8 protein-coding genes and 1 pseudogene are annotated in these 19261 nt (G+C 44.4%); 8 read left to right on the top strand and 1 reads right to left on the bottom strand.

What is annotated here, in order from left to right; translation table 11 throughout:
* Nucleotides 1-92: 92 nt before the first annotated feature.
* From DW182_RS05530 to DW182_RS05540, 3 genes and pseudogenes are all read left to right on the top strand, one after another.
* A complete protein-coding gene (locus DW182_RS05530; RefSeq protein WP_118294914.1) occupies nt 93-2600 on the top strand; it encodes a GDSL-type esterase/lipase family protein in 2508 nt (835 codons plus the stop codon).
* Between the two features lie 42 nt (nt 2601-2642).
* Nucleotides 2643-4437: pseudogene (locus tag DW182_RS05535) on the top strand (TIM-barrel domain-containing protein).
* Between the two features lie 321 nt (nt 4438-4758).
* The gene (locus DW182_RS05540; protein WP_044534824.1) at nt 4759-5385 is read left to right on the top strand and encodes a DsbA family protein; all 627 of its coding nucleotides are present in this window, start codon (nt 4759-4761) and stop codon (nt 5383-5385) included.
* Nucleotides 5386-5457: 72 nt separating this feature from the next.
* Here DW182_RS05540 and DW182_RS05545 read toward each other — a convergent pair whose 3' ends face one another.
* Complete coding sequence (locus DW182_RS05545) at nt 5458-9441, bottom strand: hybrid sensor histidine kinase/response regulator transcription factor (RefSeq protein ID WP_118294915.1); 3984 nt, start codon at nt 9439-9441, stop codon at nt 5458-5460.
* Nucleotides 9442-9747: 306 nt separating this feature from the next.
* Between DW182_RS05545 and DW182_RS05550 the strand changes: the two genes are divergently transcribed.
* The 5 genes from DW182_RS05550 (at nt 9748) to DW182_RS05570 (ending at nt 19223) form a co-directional block, all read left to right on the top strand.
* Nucleotides 9748-12987 carry a SusC/RagA family TonB-linked outer membrane protein gene (locus tag DW182_RS05550; protein WP_118294916.1) on the top strand — a complete coding sequence of 1080 codons (3240 nt, stop codon included), beginning with the start codon at nt 9748-9750 and terminating at the stop codon, nt 12985-12987.
* 12 nt (nt 12988-12999) lie between these two features.
* The gene (locus DW182_RS05555; protein WP_118294917.1) at nt 13000-14937 is read left to right on the top strand and encodes a RagB/SusD family nutrient uptake outer membrane protein; all 1938 of its coding nucleotides are present in this window, start codon (nt 13000-13002) and stop codon (nt 14935-14937) included.
* 29 nt (nt 14938-14966) lie between these two features.
* Nucleotides 14967-17552: a glycoside hydrolase family 2 TIM barrel-domain containing protein gene (locus tag DW182_RS05560; RefSeq protein ID WP_118294918.1), complete on the top strand. Its 2586-nt coding sequence runs from the start codon at nt 14967-14969 to the stop codon at nt 17550-17552.
* Nucleotides 17553-17967: 415 nt separating this feature from the next.
* Nucleotides 17968-18441, top strand: a complete 474-nt coding sequence (locus DW182_RS05565; RefSeq protein ID WP_118294919.1) for a DsbA family protein — start codon at nt 17968-17970, stop codon at nt 18439-18441.
* A gap of 149 nt (nt 18442-18590) precedes the next feature.
* Nucleotides 18591-19223 (top strand): hypothetical protein, encoded by a 633-nt coding sequence (locus tag DW182_RS05570; RefSeq protein ID WP_118294920.1) that lies wholly within the window; start codon nt 18591-18593, stop codon nt 19221-19223.
* The last annotated feature ends 38 nt before the right edge of the window (nt 19224-19261 follow it).

Below are 19261 nucleotides of genomic sequence, written 5' to 3' on the forward strand. Positions count from 1 at the left end.
CATTTTAGAAACAAATTGGTTCTGTATTTTAAAATAATATATCTTTGTGTCGGTTAAAAACCCTATAACGTATAGAATTAAATCAAAGTACCATGAGAAGAAAAAGCATCCTTTTGCTTTGGTTGTGCCTCTTCAGCTTGTGGGCGGTGGCACAAGAGAGAAAAATTGTAAAGATTGCCTGTGTAGGCAATAGCATCACTTACGGTTCAGGAATCAAGAATCAGTTTCAAAACAGTTATCCGGGATTGCTTTCCCAACTTCTGGGCGAAGGATATGACGTTCGTAATTTCGGAATCAGTGGTCGCGTACTGCTGAACAAAGGAGACCGTCCTTACATGCACGAGCAAAAGTTCCGTGACCTTCTGGCATTTCAGCCGGACATTGTCACCATTAAGTTAGGCACCAATGACAGCAAACCTTGGAACTGGCGTTACGGAAAAGACTTCAAGAAGGATTTGACAGAGATGCTGGATATGCTCCAGGAGTTACCTTCAAAACCCAAGATATATCTTTGCCTGCCTGTACCCGCAGTCAATTCCAATTTTGGTATTAATGATAGTGTGATAACAAATGGCATCATACCCGTGATACGCAGCGTTGCAAAGAAGCGCCACTTGCCTGTAATTGACCTTTATGCAGTGCTGAAACCGCATCCCGATTACTATGTCGATGGCATTCATCCCAGTGAACCGGGTGCTGCCCTGATAGCCGGAGAACTTTATCGTACACTGACCGGCAATGAAGCACCTGCCATCATTACAGACCAGCCTTTTCCCGGCAAGAAGTCGCAATGGGAAGGTTTCGACCGCTATGATTTCATTTGCAATGCCCGTCAGGCCACAGTAGTTGTTCCTCGTAAAGTGGCTGAAGGTCGTCCCTGGATATGGCGTCCCGCTTTTTTCGGAGCTTTTCCCTCGGTAGATAAGGCTTTGCTGGAAAAAGGTTTCCATGTTGCTTATTATGATTTGACGCACCTTTACGGCAGTCCCCGTGCGCAACGTCTGGGCACTGACTTTTATGATATTATGCGCAGATACTATCGGTTGTCTCCCAAAGTGACGCTCGAAGGTTTCAGCCGTGGCGGTCTGTTTGCCTTCAACTGGGGAGCAAAGAATCCCGATAAAGTGGCATGTATCTATGTGGATGCCCCGGTGTGTGATATGCTCTATTTCTCAAAGAACTGGGAACGCAGTTTCTGGGAAGGTTTCCTTGCAGAATGGGGATTGACCGAAGAGAATGCGAAAGATTTCAAAGGTAATCCTATTGATAATCTGGCCCCTCTGGCAGCAGCGGGTATTCCAGTCATCAGTGTTTGTGGCGATAGCGACAAGACGGTGCCCTACGAACTGCACATGAAGATTGCCGCCGAACGCTATCGTGCTTTGGGCGGACTTGTAGAAATCATTCTGAAACCCGGTTGCGACCATCACCCCCATAGCCTGGAAAACCCCGAAGCGGTAGTTGACTTCATTGTTCGCAACCAGCCGGATTATCAAAAAAAGCATGTCATTCATCAGCGTGGTAACCTTGCTAACTCTTATCTGAAGTTCACGAAAGAGAAAAAAGGTTGCGTTGCCTTTCTCGGTGGTTCCATTACTGAAATGCGCGGTTGGCGGAATATGATACAGGAAGATTTGAAACAACGTTTCCCCGATACGGAATTTACTTTTATTGATGCCGGAATACCTTCTACCGGAAGTACGCCTCATGCTTTCCGTTTTGAAAACGATGTACTGCAAAAAGGTGTACCTGATTTGCTGTTTGTGGAAGCGGCAGTGAACGATGATACCAATAAGTTCAACTATATTCAGCAAATACGCGGTATGGAAGGTATTGTTCGTCATGCACGCACTTTCAGTCCCGCGATGGATATAGTCATGCTTCATTTCATTTATGATCCGTTCATTCCTTTACTTGACAAAGGCATGCAACCCCAGGTAATTATGAGTCACGAGAGCGTAGCTAATCATTATAATGTTTCGTCCATCAATCTGGCGGAGGAAGTGGCACACCGTATGCGTGACGGTGAGTTCGACTGGAAGCAGTTTGGCGGTACGCATCCTGCCTGGGACGGGCATAAATATTATGCTGCCACTATCAATCATCTCTTTGACCTTGAATGGGGTGGGGATGTGGCAAAGAAAACAGTCCAACCGCATGAAGTGCCGGAGCAACCAATAGATGCTTATTCCTATGATAAAGGTGTGTTTATCGACATTCGCTCGGCTAAACAACTGAATGGTTGGAAAGTAGTGGAAGATTGGATGCCTACTGTGAAGGGGAATACCCGTAAAGGTTTTGTGCACGTTCCTATGTTGGTGGCCGATCGTGCCGGTACCAGCCTTTCTTTATCTTTCGAAGGTCGTGCGGTGGGGATCTTCTGTGCAGCCGGTCCGCAAGCTTGCCTATTGGAATATAGTATAGACGGTGCTCCTTTCAAGAAGCTGGATACATTTACTGATTGGAGTCGGAACCTGTACATTCCGTGGGTGTACATGCTTGAAACAGAGCTTCCTTCAGCCTGTCATACATTGCGTTTGCGTGTGGCAAAAGGGGATAAAACAGGGTGTCAGATACGTAATTTTGTCGTAAATCAATAGGTCATTATCCCCTTACAGAAAATAACTTAAAAAAACAAAGATATGAAATTGAAAAACATTTCAGTTTGTTTATTCGCAGGATGGATGCTGATGGCATGCTCCGGAAATGGGTATGAGAAGATGGGTAATGGCATTATTGTAAATGTAGAACAACAGCAACCAACGGATGTGCGAAAGGTGAAGGTTGAAGTTATGGGAGAGAAGCTGATTCATGTGTCGGCCACTCCCGAAAAGAACTTTTCAAAGGCGGAAAGTCTGATTATAGTACCCCAAAAAAATAAGCCGGACTTCAGCGTGGAAGAAAGTGAAGATGCCGTTTCAGTAAAAACCTCACAGGTGTGCGCCATTGTATCCAAAGTTACGGGTGAAGTATGCTTTACCGATGTTTCCGGCAATTTGATTCTGGTGGAAGAAGAGAAGGGACGGAGCTTTCGACCTATTGAAGTGCAGGGGACAAAGGCAGAGACACTGGTGCGGAGGGAAGATTCTATCTATTTTGAGGGAATTCCGCAAACGTCAGATTCCTATTGATATCTATGATGCTTATGCTGAAGGTGCACGGAAGTTGTTCTGGAAACAGATGGAAGATCACCTTTACCCGTTCGGAATCGATGCCTGGTGGATGGATGCCAGTGAACCGAATGTGCGCGACTGTACGGATCTGGCTTATCGGAAAGCCTTGTGCGGTCCGACTGCTCTCGGTCCGTCCGACCAATATTTCAATGCGTATGCGCTGATGAATGCTGAGGCTATTTATGACGGACAACGTGCCGCAGACAATGATAAGCGTGTATTCTTGCTGACCCGTTCGGGATTTGCCGGATTGCAACGCTACTCTACCGCGACATGGAGTGGAGATATTGCTACCCGTTGGGAAGATATGAAGGCGCAGATTTCTGCCGGACTGAACTTTGCAGTAAGCGGTATTCCTTACTGGACAATGGACATTGGTGGATTTTGCGTAGAAAAACGCTATGAAGACGGACAAAAGGAATTCAATAAGACCGGAAAAGAGAATGCGGACTATAAGGAATGGCGTGAGTTGAATACGCGTTGGTATCAGTTTGGCGCATTCTGCCCGTTGTTCCGTGCGCACGGACAGTATCCGTTTCGTGAGGTGTGGCATATAGCTCCCGAAGACCATCCGGCCTATAATTCTATAATGTATTATACGAAGTTGCGCTATACGATGATGCCTTATATCTATTCATTGGCGGGAATGACTTATTTTGATGACTATACGATTATGCGTCCGCTGGTAATGGATTTCACGGCAGACACAAAGGTGAATAATATCAGTGACCAGTTTATGTTCGGTCCAGCGTTGATGGCAGCTCCGGTGTATGAGTATGGTGCACGCAATCGGGAAGTCTATTTCCCGGCAACTTGCGGTTGGTATGATTTCTATACTGGTAAGTACATCTCCGGTGGCGGGCGGCTGAAAGTGGATGCTCCTTATGAACGTATGCCCCTCTATGTGCGCGAAGGGGCTATTGTACCTTACGGACCGGAAATGCAGTATAGTGATGAGAAACCTGCGGAGGAAATTACGCTATATGTATATGCGGGTAAAGATGGTGAGTTCACTTTGTATGAGGACGAAGGTGTGAATTACAATTATGAAAAAGGACAGTATGCCATCATCCCATTTATTTACAATGATGCAGAGGGCACTCTGACTATCGGTGACCGTGCAGGAGAGTTTCCCGGTATGTTGAAAGAACGTACATTCAACGTTGTAAGGGTAAGTAAGGATAAACCACAACCTTTTGACGCGAAGGCTAAGGGGGTGACAGTGAAGTATGACGGGAAGCAGCAGAGTGTATCAATATCATGAAACAACTGATGTTTCTGCCGTGGAAAAGCGTTTAGCGGTCGATTAATATTTTTCTTAGGCTCTTTTATTGTTTTCATTGCCTGATATTAGTACATTTGCATGCGAATGCTTATTCTTTCCACCACGGGGATTCTTTCTTTCCACCATGGAGGAAAGAAAGAATCCCCGTGGTGGAAAGAAACTTTCTCCATGATGGAAAGAATAAGTGTTCACTGCGATTTTCTTTAGCCACCGTAGGGAAAAGAGTTAAAAATAGCGGTGTGATAATTTAATTCCGGCACTTCATGTTTTTTATGTGGGGTACCCATAAAAAACATACAGATGAGTGCATATTATGACCTCCTTGAGAAGCCTGACATTCGCCAAACCGGTGAGCAGCAACCCCTTTATGCCCGTTTTATACCTAAAGGAACTATTGAACGGAAAGAATTTCTAAATCGTGTCCACCTTTTTACCGGCATCAGTCGCAGCCTGTTGGAGGGTGCGATGGCGTCCTTTATGGACGAGTTGCGCGACTGCCTTGCTGATGGCTGGACAGTGGAATTTGGCGAACTTGGCTATTTCACCCCTTCGCTGAATTGCCGGCGCGAAGTGATGGAAAAGAAAGAACTGCGTGCTGCTTCGGTGACGCTTCGCGGCTTGAATTTTCGTCTAGGCAAGGAATTCTATAAAGAATTGAATAAAAAGATACGGTTGGAACGCCATCCGCAGTCGTCGTCCAAGTCCGAGTCTTTTACGCCGCTTCTGTCCGTAGAGCAACGTTTCCGGTTACTTGATGAATACTTGCAGCAGGAACAGCCTTGTATCAACCGTGCACAATATGCCCGTCTGACAGGACGCAGTGTGAAACAGGCGGTTACGGATTTGAACTTGTTTATTGAGGATGGATTACTGATAAGATGTGGAGCGGGGAGGAATGTGGTGTATATGAAGGGGATGCAGAAATAAAGTTCCGGCACTCTTTATATTAAAAAGCGGAGTCTTTTTTCCGAGTAGAAACATAGAATGCTCACTTTCTTTTTATTGACTTTGATACTCTGTTGGCGTCATACCGAATTCTTCCTTGAAGCATTTAGTAAAATATTTGGGCGATGAGAAACCGGTGGCATAAGCCACTTCGGAGATGCTTGTTGTTTTCTTCTTCAATAAGGCACAGGCGTATTTCAACTTGATATTTCGTATAAATTCCAAAGGAGTGCACCCGCTGATTACCTTGCATTTCCGGCTTAAGGTAGAGCGGGAAATGTGAAGCTCGTTTGCCATTTGTACTGTGTCAAATTCGGATTCCTGAATGTGCCGTTCCACACATTGCATGGCATTGTTCAAAAATTCTTCGTCGCTGGTTTGATAATTTAAATTGGAAATGTTTATCTCCATTTTTGAACGGAAACTTTGCCGGGATTGTTCACGTGATTGCAGTAGGTTATCTATTCGTGCCTGTAAGATTTTCATTTCAAAAGGTTTGGCAATATAGCTTTCTGCTCCGGCTTTGTAACATTCTATTTGGTCGTCCACTGCATTTTTGGCTGTGAGCATGATGATGGGGATATGGTTTGTTTGTATGTCTCCTTTTATTTGCTGGCAAAATTCCAGACCGTTCATCTGAGGCATCATGATATCGCAGATAATGATGTCTACCGGAGTGCTCTTAAGCAATTCAAGTCCTTGCAAAGCGTTCTCTGCAATGAAGATTTGATATTTCTTGCTGAGGATATGCTGTATGAGTTCCCGCAAGTCTTTGTTATCGTCTATGAATAAAATACAAGGTTTTTCATCAGGAATGAATGTATCTGTTTCTTCTTCTTGAACTGTAAGGAGAGAAGACTCTGCTATTTCCCGTTCGTTATATACTTCTCTGTCTATCGGTATTTCTACGGTAAAAACCGAACCTTTGCCCGGTTCACTGCTGACTTCGATAGTTCCGTGGTGCAGGGTTACCAGTTCTTTGGTCAACGACAGGCCGATTCCGTTTGACTGGCATCCCGGGTGATTCTTATTGTTATAAAACTTGGTGAAGATATGTTTTATATCCTTTTCAGCTATTCCTATGCCCTCATCTTCTACGTTAAGTACCAGGAATCTGCATCCTTCCTTATATATAGCAGACAGGCTTACGTTTATTTTTTTATGCTCCGGCGTGTATTTGATGGCGTTGGAAAGCAGGTTGAACAATATCTTGTCAAACTTGTCGATATCCATATATCCCCAAATGCCATCGTTTATCCGGGTGGACAGGGAGATGCTTTTCTGGTGGGCTAACGACTGAAAATTAGACGCCACGATGCCCGAAACAAAAGAAGACAGATTGCTTTTGCTTGCACTTATTTCCATTTTTCTGCTTTCCACTTTCCGGAAGTCCAGGATCTGTTGCAGTAGCCGTTTCAGTCGGTTGGCATTGGAACGCAGTATTTCCACCTGTCTTTCCGAGCTTTCTTTATTTTCTTCCAGATCATCGGCTACACAAGAAATGATGGTAAGCGGGGTGAGGAGTTCATGGGAGATGTTGGTGAAATAATTCAGTTTGATTTGGGTGAGTTCTTCCTGGAGCTTCAACTTGTTTTTCTTCTCCATGCGCTTGGTGTAGGCATAAAACAGCAGGCAGGTGATACACACGATGAAAAGAGTGTAGAATGAATAGGCATACCAGGTTTCATACCAGGCGGGAAGGCGCCGGATAAGCAACTGTTGTTCCTCCTCCATCCAGTTGCCGTACGGGTCGGTGGCTTTCAGGCGGAAAGTATATTCTCCTTTGCCGAGGTAGTTGTAGAATGCGGAGTGTTTCCCGTTGTCTATGTAGGTCCATTTTTTATCTGCGCCTTCCAGTTGATAGGCATACTTGATTCTTCGTCCGGAGGTATATGAAAGGGCTGAAAATAGGATTTCAATATTCCGTGCTTCTGGTGAAAGTGTTATTTTGTGCACGGAATTGCCTGTTTCCGAACCGGCAGGTGAAAATAAAACTGAGCGGTTATCGGACTTTATGTCAGTGATAAGTACCTGTCCGGTACGTTTATTGTTTGTATTTTGCCTGTCCGGTAATATTTTGATGAAGCCGTTATGTCCTCCGGCGTACAGGCAACCTTCCTCATCGACGAAAGCTGCGCTATGTCGGAAGGAGGAGACGAAGATATTGGGGTCATCGACAAAATAAGCAGTATTTTCTTTGGTTGCCGGATGGTGGCGGATTATGTATTTGTCACATACTATCCATATCTTATCTTTATATAGTAGAATTTCCAGAATGTTGTCGCCTGTCAGTCCGCAGGATTCGGTTTCGTCCGTTATTTTTTCTTCGCTTGAATTAAACCGGAGTAGCCGTCCTAATGAAGTGGAAAACCAGACGTCATGAGCATTGGCACAGATATTCACTATCGGGTCATCGGATAACGGCATTGATTCTTTGGGACAATGTTTCAGTAGTATAGGCTTGTTCTCATAAGCCATTTGGTAAATGGCATCCCGGGAGGCGATCCACACATTTCCTTTACTGTCTTTGGACATATCGGATATGTGAGAGATGTCAAAAGGCAATTCCGCAATCTTTTTTGAACCGGCTTGTTTGAAGAACAACCGCGAGGTGGTTCCAATCCAGATGTTGCCATGATCATCCTCTACCAGTTGGGTTATACTGCCCGGATCGGCAACGACTTCCTTTAGGTCATATTCTTCTAAAATAGAAATGTGCATTTGCTCTTTTGTCGCTTTCCATATATGGGAAGAAAAATCATTGCGTCCGCCCAGCCATACAGCATCTTCTTTCTGTGACGGTACGATAGAGGTCACGACTAATGAATATAAAGCATCCGCATTGTTTCCATAAGTAATCTTTCCTGTCTGTTCATCGAAAAGGCAGAGACCGTAACGTGACTGGTCGAACCAAATGGTACCTTTTGAGTCTTTGTTGAAGTATAAGACATTGGCATCTACGCCTAGCCTCTTTTTGATATTTTCCATCGTATGGTTGATTATTTCAGCTTTCTCAAAGGTTATTGTGTAGCCTTGATCGTAAGCTCCTAACCATAAATTGCCGGATTGGTCTTTGATGATCCGGCTGTATGTTTTGTATTGGTCTATGGGGTTATTGATGTCCTTTATAGCATTGATATTCACTTCTTCCAGTTCATTCTGTTCGTTTATGCGGAAAACATAGAGCCTGAAATGGGATAATGCCCATAGATAGCCGTACATGTCGTCTTGTACAATGTCGAAGAACACCTGTTCTGGTGAATGACGGATGGGGTTGACGATAGACTGACGTTGCAATATCTTCTTTCTGTCAGGGGAGGACGGGTCGAAACGCCAGATTCCTTGTCCCCAGGTTGCAATCCAATATCGTCCCTGATGGTCTTGTATCATCCGGTAGGGATTGCTGTTGTCCATGTGGGCATATTGCATAAAGGAATCGTCCCGGTCATTGTATTTCAATATATCCCCGTTCCAGGTCAGAAACCATAGGTCGCCGTTTCTATCTTCGAAGAATGTATTCGGATCGTTTGCTAATGTATATTCTTTTAATACACCGAGGCGGGCGTTGCATCTGAACAGTTTTTTGCCGGCTGCTACCCAAATGTTACCTTTTTGGTCGCAGATGAGATCTCTTATTTCTCTTGTCTGTAGGGCAGAGTCGGGAAATGAGGTGATTTGATAAGTACTTTTGTCCACTAAGTTGATGCCTTGTACTGTTCCTACCCATAAGTAATTATCGTCTTCGGCGAAACACCGGATATCGTTGTGGGTAAGTTTATGAGGATTTTTATAGTTGTTTATGAAAGGCTGGATATCATAGCCGTCATAACGTTCCAGCCCGTATGCGGTTCCCAGCCAGAAGAAGCCTTGTCGGTCTTGATACAGATTGAAAATGGAGTTGACAGGCAGTTTGTCTAAAAAAGGCATGGGATTGACAATCATTTGTTGTGCATGGAGAGGGACGCCGGACAGCAAACAGAACAGGCAGCAAATGAGAAATTTAGGAATATGAGTTTTCATCGTAGTCAAGATTAACATTTCATTTAAAGGGGTTGTGCAAATATAGGGAGATTTGAGTAAACGGGTAAATAATATAGGGAAGCTTTTTTGCTCAATCTAGGTATAAAAATTACTCAGAGCAAATTTTATCCCTTCTCTGGGTATATTTGGGGCGTGATTCCATTTCATTCTCCACATCTTTGCCACATCTTTTTGGGAAAAGGCTGATTGTGGAAGAGACGGGAAAAAAAGTATGGGGATGGTTATTTATAAGATTATTTAGGGGAATGGGATTTGTTTTCGGAATGACAGAATAACTATTTTTTTATTTAATAATTTAATGATATGGAAAAACACAGATTTTTGATGTGGTTTGCTCTCCTGTTTATAGGAGTTGTAAGCGGGTATTCCCAACAGCTTGCCATTACGGGCAGAGTGTTGGATAGTAAAAAGGAACCGTTGATTGGAGTTACAATCTTGCTGAAGGGAAGTGCTAATGGAACGGTGACGGATATTGACGGTAACTTCTCGATTAAAGCGTTGAAAGGAGAGACATTGGTTGTCTCTTATATAGGTTATAAGACGCAGGAGATTCTTCTATCCTCGGACAAAACAACGATGACTGTTGAATTACTGGAAGACTCTGAGATGCTAGATGAGGTTGTAGTGATAGGATATGGCACGATGCGTAAGAAAGACCTTACGGGTTCAGTAACTCAAGTTCGTCCGGATGCATTGGCAAATGAGGCTCCTAAGACTGTGCAAGACGTATTGCGTGGAACTGCCGGTTTGAATGTAGGTTTCGATAAATCGGCTAAAGGAGGCGGATCCATGAGTATACGCGGCCAACGTTCCGTATATTCTGACGGAGGTCATAATGACCCGCTCATCATTCTGGATGGCATGATGTTTTATGGTGAACTCTCCGAAATCAACCCCAATGATATAGCGCAGATAGATGTGCTGAAAGATGCTTCATCGGCTGCCGTGTATGGTGCGAAGGCGGCCAATGGTGTTGTTATTGTGACGACCAAGAAAGGGAAGTCAGAGAAGCCTGTGATCAGTTTCAGTGCTAACGTAGGGTGGGCTACCCGCGCGGATGGCCGGAAGGTATACGATGCGGATGGGTATCTGAACTATCGCAGGGATTTTTATACGACAGATACGTATGGGGTAAATCCATCTACCGGAAAATATGAGGCTTATCAGACAGGAGGTCGCCCTGCGGGATATTTTGACCGTCCGACAGATACTAACTTGGGAAAGTATGGACTTACTATGGATGCATGGAGAAACCAGACGACTCAGGATGCCGGTATGAGCAGTGATGAAATCTGGGCAAGACGTATTGGACTTAATGCGAGTGAAGTGACGCTTGCCAACTTCCTCTCCGGAAAAACCTTTGACTGGTATGACCATTCTTTCCAAACGGGATTGAACCAGGACTATAATGTAAGCATCAGCGGAATGACTGAAAGAGTGAACTATTATCTCTCATTGGGATACCTCTCCAACGAAGGCATAGTACGTGGAAACGAGTATAACGCTATTCGTGCCAACATGAAGTTGGATGCCAAAGTGACGGACTGGTTCAGTGTGGGAGCTAACGTCAATTTCCAGAACCGTTCGGACGGTGACATTGCCGTAGACTGGTACAGGCAGATAACAAGTAACAGCCCTTTTGCCACTCCCTATAACGAAGCAGGGGAGCTTGTGGCGCATCCTCAAGGAGAGAATGCCTATTGGAAAGGATATAATTTTGATTTTGACCGTCAGTATCTTGATTTGGAAAAGGGATTTACCGTACTGAACACCATTCTGACAGCCAAGTTGACGTTGCCTTTCGGCATCACTTATTCATTTAATGCGGCACCGCGTCTGCAATATTTCTATGACCGTTACTATAGGTCATCGGAACATCCTGACTGGCAGGCCGAAACAGAAGACCGCGTGAACCGTGAACAAAGCAAGCGTTTTGACTGGTCATTGAATAACACTATCACATGGGATTATACTTTCGCAGAAAAACATCACACAATTCTGACTTTGGTGCAGGAAGCCGAAGAGCGTCAGTCGTGGGCGGATCGTATTCAAGCTCGTAATATTCTGCCTTCTGAGGCATTGGGCTTTCACGGTACAGCCAATGGAGACAAGAGCTTGAGCGATTTCCGTTCTACCGATAACCGCGAGACTGCTTGCGGCTATTTGGCACGCTTGTTCTATTCGTATAATGATAAGTATATGGGTACATTCTCTTTCCGGCGTGATGGATATTCTGCTTTCGGTACGACCAATCCGTATGCTAATTTCCTTTCCGGAGCACTGGCGTGGACGTTCACCAATGAGGATTTCTGGAAGTGGGGTGAGGTATTGGATTCTGGTAAATTGCGTGTTTCTTTTGGACAGAACGGTAACCGGAGTTTGGCGAACTCTTATATTGCATTGGCTAACCTGGCACTTGGGAAATATTCTCAGGGATACATAAATTCTACTACAGGTGCACTGCTGGATATGAAATATCTCTTTGTAGACCGTTTGCCCAATACCGGTTTGCAGTGGGAGAAGACTACCTCTTGGAATGTCGGTTTAGATCTCAGTTTCCTGAGAGGACGTATCAATGCTAGCTTGGAATACTACATAATGCCTACTACGGACATGATTATGAACCAGTCCTTACCTGATTTCACAGGATTCGCTTCCATTACCACAAATTTGGGACGAGTGGAAAACCGGGGCTTTGAAATTTCACTCAATACGCGCAACATTGAGACAAAAAACTTTGAATGGAATACTTCTTTCTCTTTTTCTCGTAATAAAAATGAAATAAAGAAACTGTATGGTGAATATGAAACGATTGTGGATGCAGCCGGCAATACCATTACTAAGGAAAGAGATGATGTGGACAATAAATGGTTTATCGGACATCCCATAAGTGCTATCTGGGATTATGAAGTGACCGGTATCTGGCAGGTGAATGAAGTGGAAGAAGCCGCTAAGTATGGACAAAAACCCGGTGATCCGAAAGTAGCCAATCATTACACTGCGGATGACCGTAAGAATGCAGATGGAACTACTACTGCCGTATACAACAATAACGACAAGCAGTTTTTGGGTGAGACTACGCCTCCTATCCATTGGTCCATGCGAAACAACTTTACGCTTTATAAGAACTGGAGTTTTTCTTTCAATCTCTACTCTTACATGGGGCACAAGAGTCTGGACAGTAATTATCTGAACAATGACAATAATTATTCGCAGATTACCAACTGCCAGAATATTTATGTCAAGAATTATTGGACAGTGGATAATCCTTCCAATACATACGCCCGCCTTTCAGCACAAGGGCCTACGGGACTTGCAGCACCAAGCAGAGTCGTTGACCGTTCGTTTATTCGCCTGGAAAACATCTCGGTGGCTTATAATGTTCCGGAAGCTTTCTTATCTAAGTACAAGATTCAGAGCGCCAAAGTATTCGCCACCGTGCGCAATGTAGCCACTTGGAGCAAGGAATGGGAATATGGAGATCCTGAAACCGGAGATATTGCACCACGAACTTACTCTTTGGGTATAAACTTAACATTTTAAAAAGAAAGAAATATGAAAAACTATATAAATCAATTCAAATTGTTGCTGGGGATTACATGCGTATCTGCGCTTTTTACAGGATGTTCCGATGATTTCCTGAAACCGGATCCCCTCTCTCTTTACGAACCGACTGTAACATTCAATACAGTGGATGGTCTGAATGCTGCTTTAGCTTCGGCAGACAAGGCACTTCGTACTTATTGGACAAATACGGAAGCTTGTGACTTGATGTTGCCTTTGATGAGTGAGTATCTTTTCTCTGATTTAACGGTAGCTGGTAAAACGGATGACCAACTTGCTTTTTGTGACATAAACGAACGTTTTACACCTACTGACGGTTGGTATAATTTTGACCAGAATCGTCTGGTCATCTTTTGGGGGGAGACTTACAACGGCATTAAGTATGCCAATACTGTTATCAGCTATATTGATAAGGTGGAGGGATTGGATGAAACCACCAGGAATGAATTTCTCGGGCGTGCCTATTTTCATCGTGCTTACCGGTATATGAATCTTTGTTTCCAATTCGGTGACGTACCTTTTGTTTCTAAAATTATAGAGTCTCCCAAGCAAGACTATAAAAGCACCAAGCGCGAGGCCATCATCAAGCGTATGGTGCAAGATATGGAGTTTGCTGTACAGAATGTTCCCGACCAAAAGGATATGACTTATATCGGTATGATCAACAAAGGGGCATGCCGCCAATTGCTTATTAAATGTTACCTTGCTAACGGTGATTTTCAGAAAGCTAAGGAACAAGCCGATATCCTCATCGATCAGTCAGGCTACTCATTGATGCAGGATGAGTTCGGGACTTTTTCCAATCCTAATCCTAAAACATGGAATATTACCAACAATGTTATTTGGAATTTACACCAAGGTGGAAACAAAGCTATTGCCGCTAACAAAGAGGCCATCCTTGTTCTGCCCAACCGTTACGGCACTGATTCAGGTATTCGCACCCGTACTATGCGTAACTTGGTTCCCAGATGGAATGCTGATGAGATTAAAACTCCCGATAATGTGAGAGCTGTGGATAACTTTGCTTTGAACAATCCGGATTATAAAGATAATTTGGATTTCAACCGTGCTTTCGGACGCGGGCAGGCAGTTGTACGTCCCACTTACTTTGCCGAAAACTCTCTGTGGTATGTTAATGGGGTGAATGATGAGGGGGACCTGCGCCATAGTCATACTGTAGGCAACTGGGTGCGTATGGAAGATTTGAGATATAACCGTCCGAACACTAAATATCACGGAGAAAATGTCCGTTTCAGTTGGGTCGACGAGGATGGTGGCACCCAAGTGCTCTGTTCCGATACAATTCGGTGCTGGTTTGATTGGCCCCATTATAAGGTTTGGTCCGAATCTCCCGAAGATGAAACGCCTTCTGCCAATCAATACAATGGTGGTGGCTATGCTGACTTTTACTGCTATCGGCTCGCGGAAACTTATCTGCTCCGTGCCGAAGCCAAATATTATCTGGGAGATGCTACTGCTGTAGATGATGTCAATGCTGTGCGTAAACGTGCTAAATGTCAGCAACTTTATACTACGGTTGATATTGATGACATCGTGGATGAACGTGCCCGTGAGCTTTACATGGAAGAGTGGCGTTTCACTGAACTGAGTCGTATCTCTTATTGCCTTGCTCTCAGCGGCAAACCCGATAATGAAGGCAAAACTTATGATAAAGAGTACTTGCATGAGGACAGCTTCTGGTTTCACCGTATCACTAACTACAACAACTATTATAATAAGGATACTGGAGCCAATATCAGAGGTCGCAAGTATACCATGGGCAAGCACAATATTAACTGGCCTATTCCTCAAAAGGCCATTGACGCCAATCGCTTGGGAAAACTTAGCCAAAATCCGGGTTACGACGGATATGACCCCAATGTGGAGAAATGGGAAACCTGGGAAGAAGCGGTGGCTGATGAGAACTAGTCTGTTTTTTGATTATTTAAATATCAATTATGAACATGCACATCGCTTTATGTCTTTTGACAAGAAAGGCTTTCCTGATTCTGGTAAGCCTGGCTTTTTTCACTTTCTCTGCCTCGGCGCAAAGGATGATGAAAACCATTAATGATGGTTGGGACTTCCGTAAGGATGGAGAAACACAGTGGCAGCCCATCAATCTGCCCCATACATTTAATCTTGATGCCTATTCTCAAAGAAATTATTATCAAGGTAAGGGTGAATATCGCAAAAAGTTGTCACTCCCAGAGATAGCCCCCACTAAACGTTATTATCTGAAAATAGATGCCGCGAGTAAAGCTGCCGACGTAAAAGTCAACGGACAGGTGGCTGGTAGTCATGCCGGAGGGTATTCGGCTTTCATTTTGGATGTTACCGGGCTTATAAGGGAGAACAATGAGATAGAAATTACTGTTGATAATGCTCGACGAGACATTACGCCGCTTTGGGCGGACTTCACTTTCTGGGGAGGAATCTACCGAGATGTATGGCTTATAACCACTTCGGAACAGCATTTCAACATGGCGAACTACGGATCGACCGGTGTATTTGTCAGTACCCCCGTTGCCAACGAACGAGAAGGAGTAGTGCAGGTAAAAGCGGAGGTGACTAATGATGCCGACTCAAGGATACGTCTGAAGATGCAAAACCGCATTTATGACGCCCAGGGAAAACTGCTTCAGACGAATGCACAGCCTTTTTTACTGAAGGCGGGAGAAACAGCGACTGTGGAATATAAATCTGATGTAATAGACAATCCTCAATTGTGGACACCGGAAATGCCGACACTGTATCGCGTTGTTACCGCCATTGTGAATGCCAAAACCGGTGAAGTCTTGGATGAGATTTCTAATAAGATAGGTTTCAGATGGTTTTCGTTTGATGCAGACAAGGGATTCAGTCTGAATGGGAAACCTTATAAGCTGCGTGGGGTGAACCGCCATCAGGACCAGGCACCTGTAGGAGTGGCTATAGACGACGAAGTGAACCGCCGTGACATAAGGCAGATAAAAGAAATAGGATGCAATTTTATCCGTATATCCCATTATCCGCAGGATGACGCTTTGCTGGATGCATGTGATGAACTGGGCTTGCTGGCTTGGGAGGAGATTCCCATTATTGACATCGTACCTGATACGCCGGGATATGATGACCATTGTGAGATGAACCTGGTGGAGATGATTCGGCAACATTACAACCATCCCTGTATCATGGCGTGGGGGTATATGAATGAAATATTACTGATTGCTCCTACACCGGATAAACCGGAGTGGCCGGCAGTAAGAGATCGTACTGTCAAGCTGGCGCAGCGGTTAGAAAAGCGTTTGAAAGAAGAGGATCCTTCGCGTGTGAGCGTCATGGCATTCCACGGTTCCGACCTTTACAACACGATTGGACTTGCACTGGGAGACGTGGCCGGATGGAATCTCTATCAGGGATGGTATTTCGGTGAGTTGCCTCATTTTGAACAGTGGCTGGAAGATCAGCACGCGCGTTATCCGCATCGTCCCATTATTGTGAGCGAATGGGGGGCGGGTTCAGACAAGCGTATTCACTCGGTTAAGGGTCGTCCATTCGATTTCAGTATGGAATATCAGCAGGAATATATCGAGCACTATCTGCCTTATATTGAAAATAATGACTACATTGCCGGATGTGCTTATTGGGGGTACGTCGATTTCAACGTGGCCGCCCGTCAGGAATCTATGCCTCGTGTCAACAATAAGGGGCTTTTCTATAATGACCGGACTCCAAAAGATATAGCTTACTATTTTAAGGCTATGTGGCGTAAGGACGTACCGGTGTTGCATATAGCAAGCCGCGATTGGGCTTTACGGACAGGAAAAGCCGAAGAAGAACATCCCATCAAGATTTATACCAATCTGGATGAGGTGGAGCTTATCCTGAACGGTGTATCTTGCGGCAAGCAGTGTACATCCAATTATAATACTATATTTCGCGTAAAGTTGCCGGAAGGAAGTTCCTCGTTGGTGGCCAGAGGTTATAGGAACGGAGTGCTTGTAGAAGATGTGATGATAATGACGCTCGCTCTTTTTCCTGACTTGCATCAAGGGGACGAATTTGCAGTAAACGTTGGCAGTAATTGTTATTTCATTTCAGATGTCAGTCACTTGACATGGTTACCGGACCGTCCTTATACTGCCGGGGAATGGGGATATGTGAACGGTAAAGGGCGCAGCACTACCTCTGAAATTTATAATACTGTAGATGGACCAGTCTATCAGACATGGATGGAGGATATCACGGAGTATAAGATTGACGCTCCTGCCGGAACTTATGAGGTGGAGCTGTTGATGGCAGATGTTAGCCGGCCGGCCCGGCAGCAGGCCAATCTGCTGGGCAAGGGAGATGAACGGATAAGTCCCGCGTCCAAGCGGTTCGACATCACCATTTGCGGTGAGGTTGTGGAGCAGAATTTTTCTCCCGCCGATAACAACCGTTATCTCAACGCATGCCGTCGACGCTATATAGTGAACAATAATGATGGATGTATTGATATACGTTTTACGCCGTTGCAAGGCAAACCGGTTCTTTCGGGGCTTAAAGTCCGGAGGTTATAAACCGAAAGAGATTGTCTGATGGGAAAGGAGTCGCTGGACTCCTTTCCTTTTTTGCGAAATCTACTTTGTTTGTAGAGATGCTTTAAATCCCTTGCTTTCATTTTCAATGCTTTAGGGCCCAGGCTTGTAGAGATCATTATCTAATCCTTTATTTTCCTGCTTTTTCTACTTTCCTTTTCATTTCTCCGTTGTAGAGATTGCTTTTTGATAATGTGTTGTTTATTAGTGTTTTATGAAATTGCTTGGTAGATGCTGTTTTCTTGCTTTCTCATACTTCTCACCCTAACTTTGCAACATCGAATCTGAGAAACAGAACGTCTGTCTGTTGAGGCCTCACAGTAAAAGACTTCGTGTTTCGGGATAAGATAAGAGAAAATGAATATACATATTATTAATCATTAAAACAACAAAGATTATGGCAATTAAGTATGAAGTAAAGAAGGTGGTGTTTGGTTTTGATAAAACTAATACTGAGAAATTTGTAGCTCAAACCAAAGTGTTGGGCTTGGTGAAATTTGATAAGCTCTGTGAAGAAGTGCAGAAAGTGAGTATGGCACCGCGTGGTGTGGTGAAGATGGTAATTGACGGGTTAATAGATACCCTAAATATGGATTTGGATAAAGGATATTCCGTGCAGCTAGGAGACTTCGGCTGTTTCCGTCCCGGACTGAACGCGAAAAGCCAGGCGGGAGCGGGAGATGTGGATGCTAATACGGTGTATCGTCGAAAAATCATTTTCTATCCGGGAAGCTATTTTAAGGATATGCTTGGTAAGGCAAGTGTGGAAAGGCTGGAGCCGGGTAAGGGGACTGTGGCTAAAGGTACGGTCGTGAAGCCGGACGGAAGTGACTCTGGCGACGGCGGTATTGAAGATGATCCGTTAGGATAAATAGGTGGATTGGGGAAGAGGGGGAATCCCTTTTTCCCTTTCGTGAAACTTAACTAAATAGTGTCCCGAAGATTTGTCTTGCCTATTGGAATGACTTACTTTTCTTCCGATTTTATCTATCTTTGTGGCCAATAAAAGATTTGTGTATTATGAACCGTATCACATTAGCTCTGAAACGTCCTTTTATCTGGTTGCGCCGTTTCCGTCATCGTTGCGGTTACGGAGTGCATTCTCCTTTTGCTTTCAACCTGATTACACAGGTGATTTATGAAAATACTCCTTATTATAAGTATAAAGACTTGGCGGCAGAACAAAAGAAGTTGGCACCTCAAAAAGACGGGCGTTGGAAGTATGAGTCGAAAAAGGTGAAACGCCTTTTGTTCCGGTTGGTGAATTATATCCAGCCCGATACGATAGTGGATGCCGGTACTCTTGCTGCTTCTTCCCTTTACCTGAAAGCCGGTAAGGAAGGGGCCGACTATACATCTGCTTTTGAACTTTCCGAGCTATTTCTGGAAGCCGGAGTACCAGTTGGCTTTCTTTATCTGCATGACTACCGTCACCCGGAATTTGTGGAGGAAGTATTCCGTATCTGTGCTGCACGCACTGTACGCAGCTCTGCTTTTGTGGTCGAAGGAATCTGCTACACTCCGCAGATGAAAGCCCTTTGGAAACGCATGCAGCAGGATGAACATGTAGGTATTACATTCGACCTTTATGACCTTGGCATCCTATTCTTTGATAAAACAAAGATAAAACAAGACTATATTGTCAACTTTTGATTATCTTTAGGCGTTTGAATAGGTAATTGGAGTCAATC

It is taken from the genome of Bacteroides sp. AM16-24, from assembly GCF_003471885.1.
GTDB lineage: Bacteria > Bacteroidota > Bacteroidia > Bacteroidales > Bacteroidaceae > Bacteroides.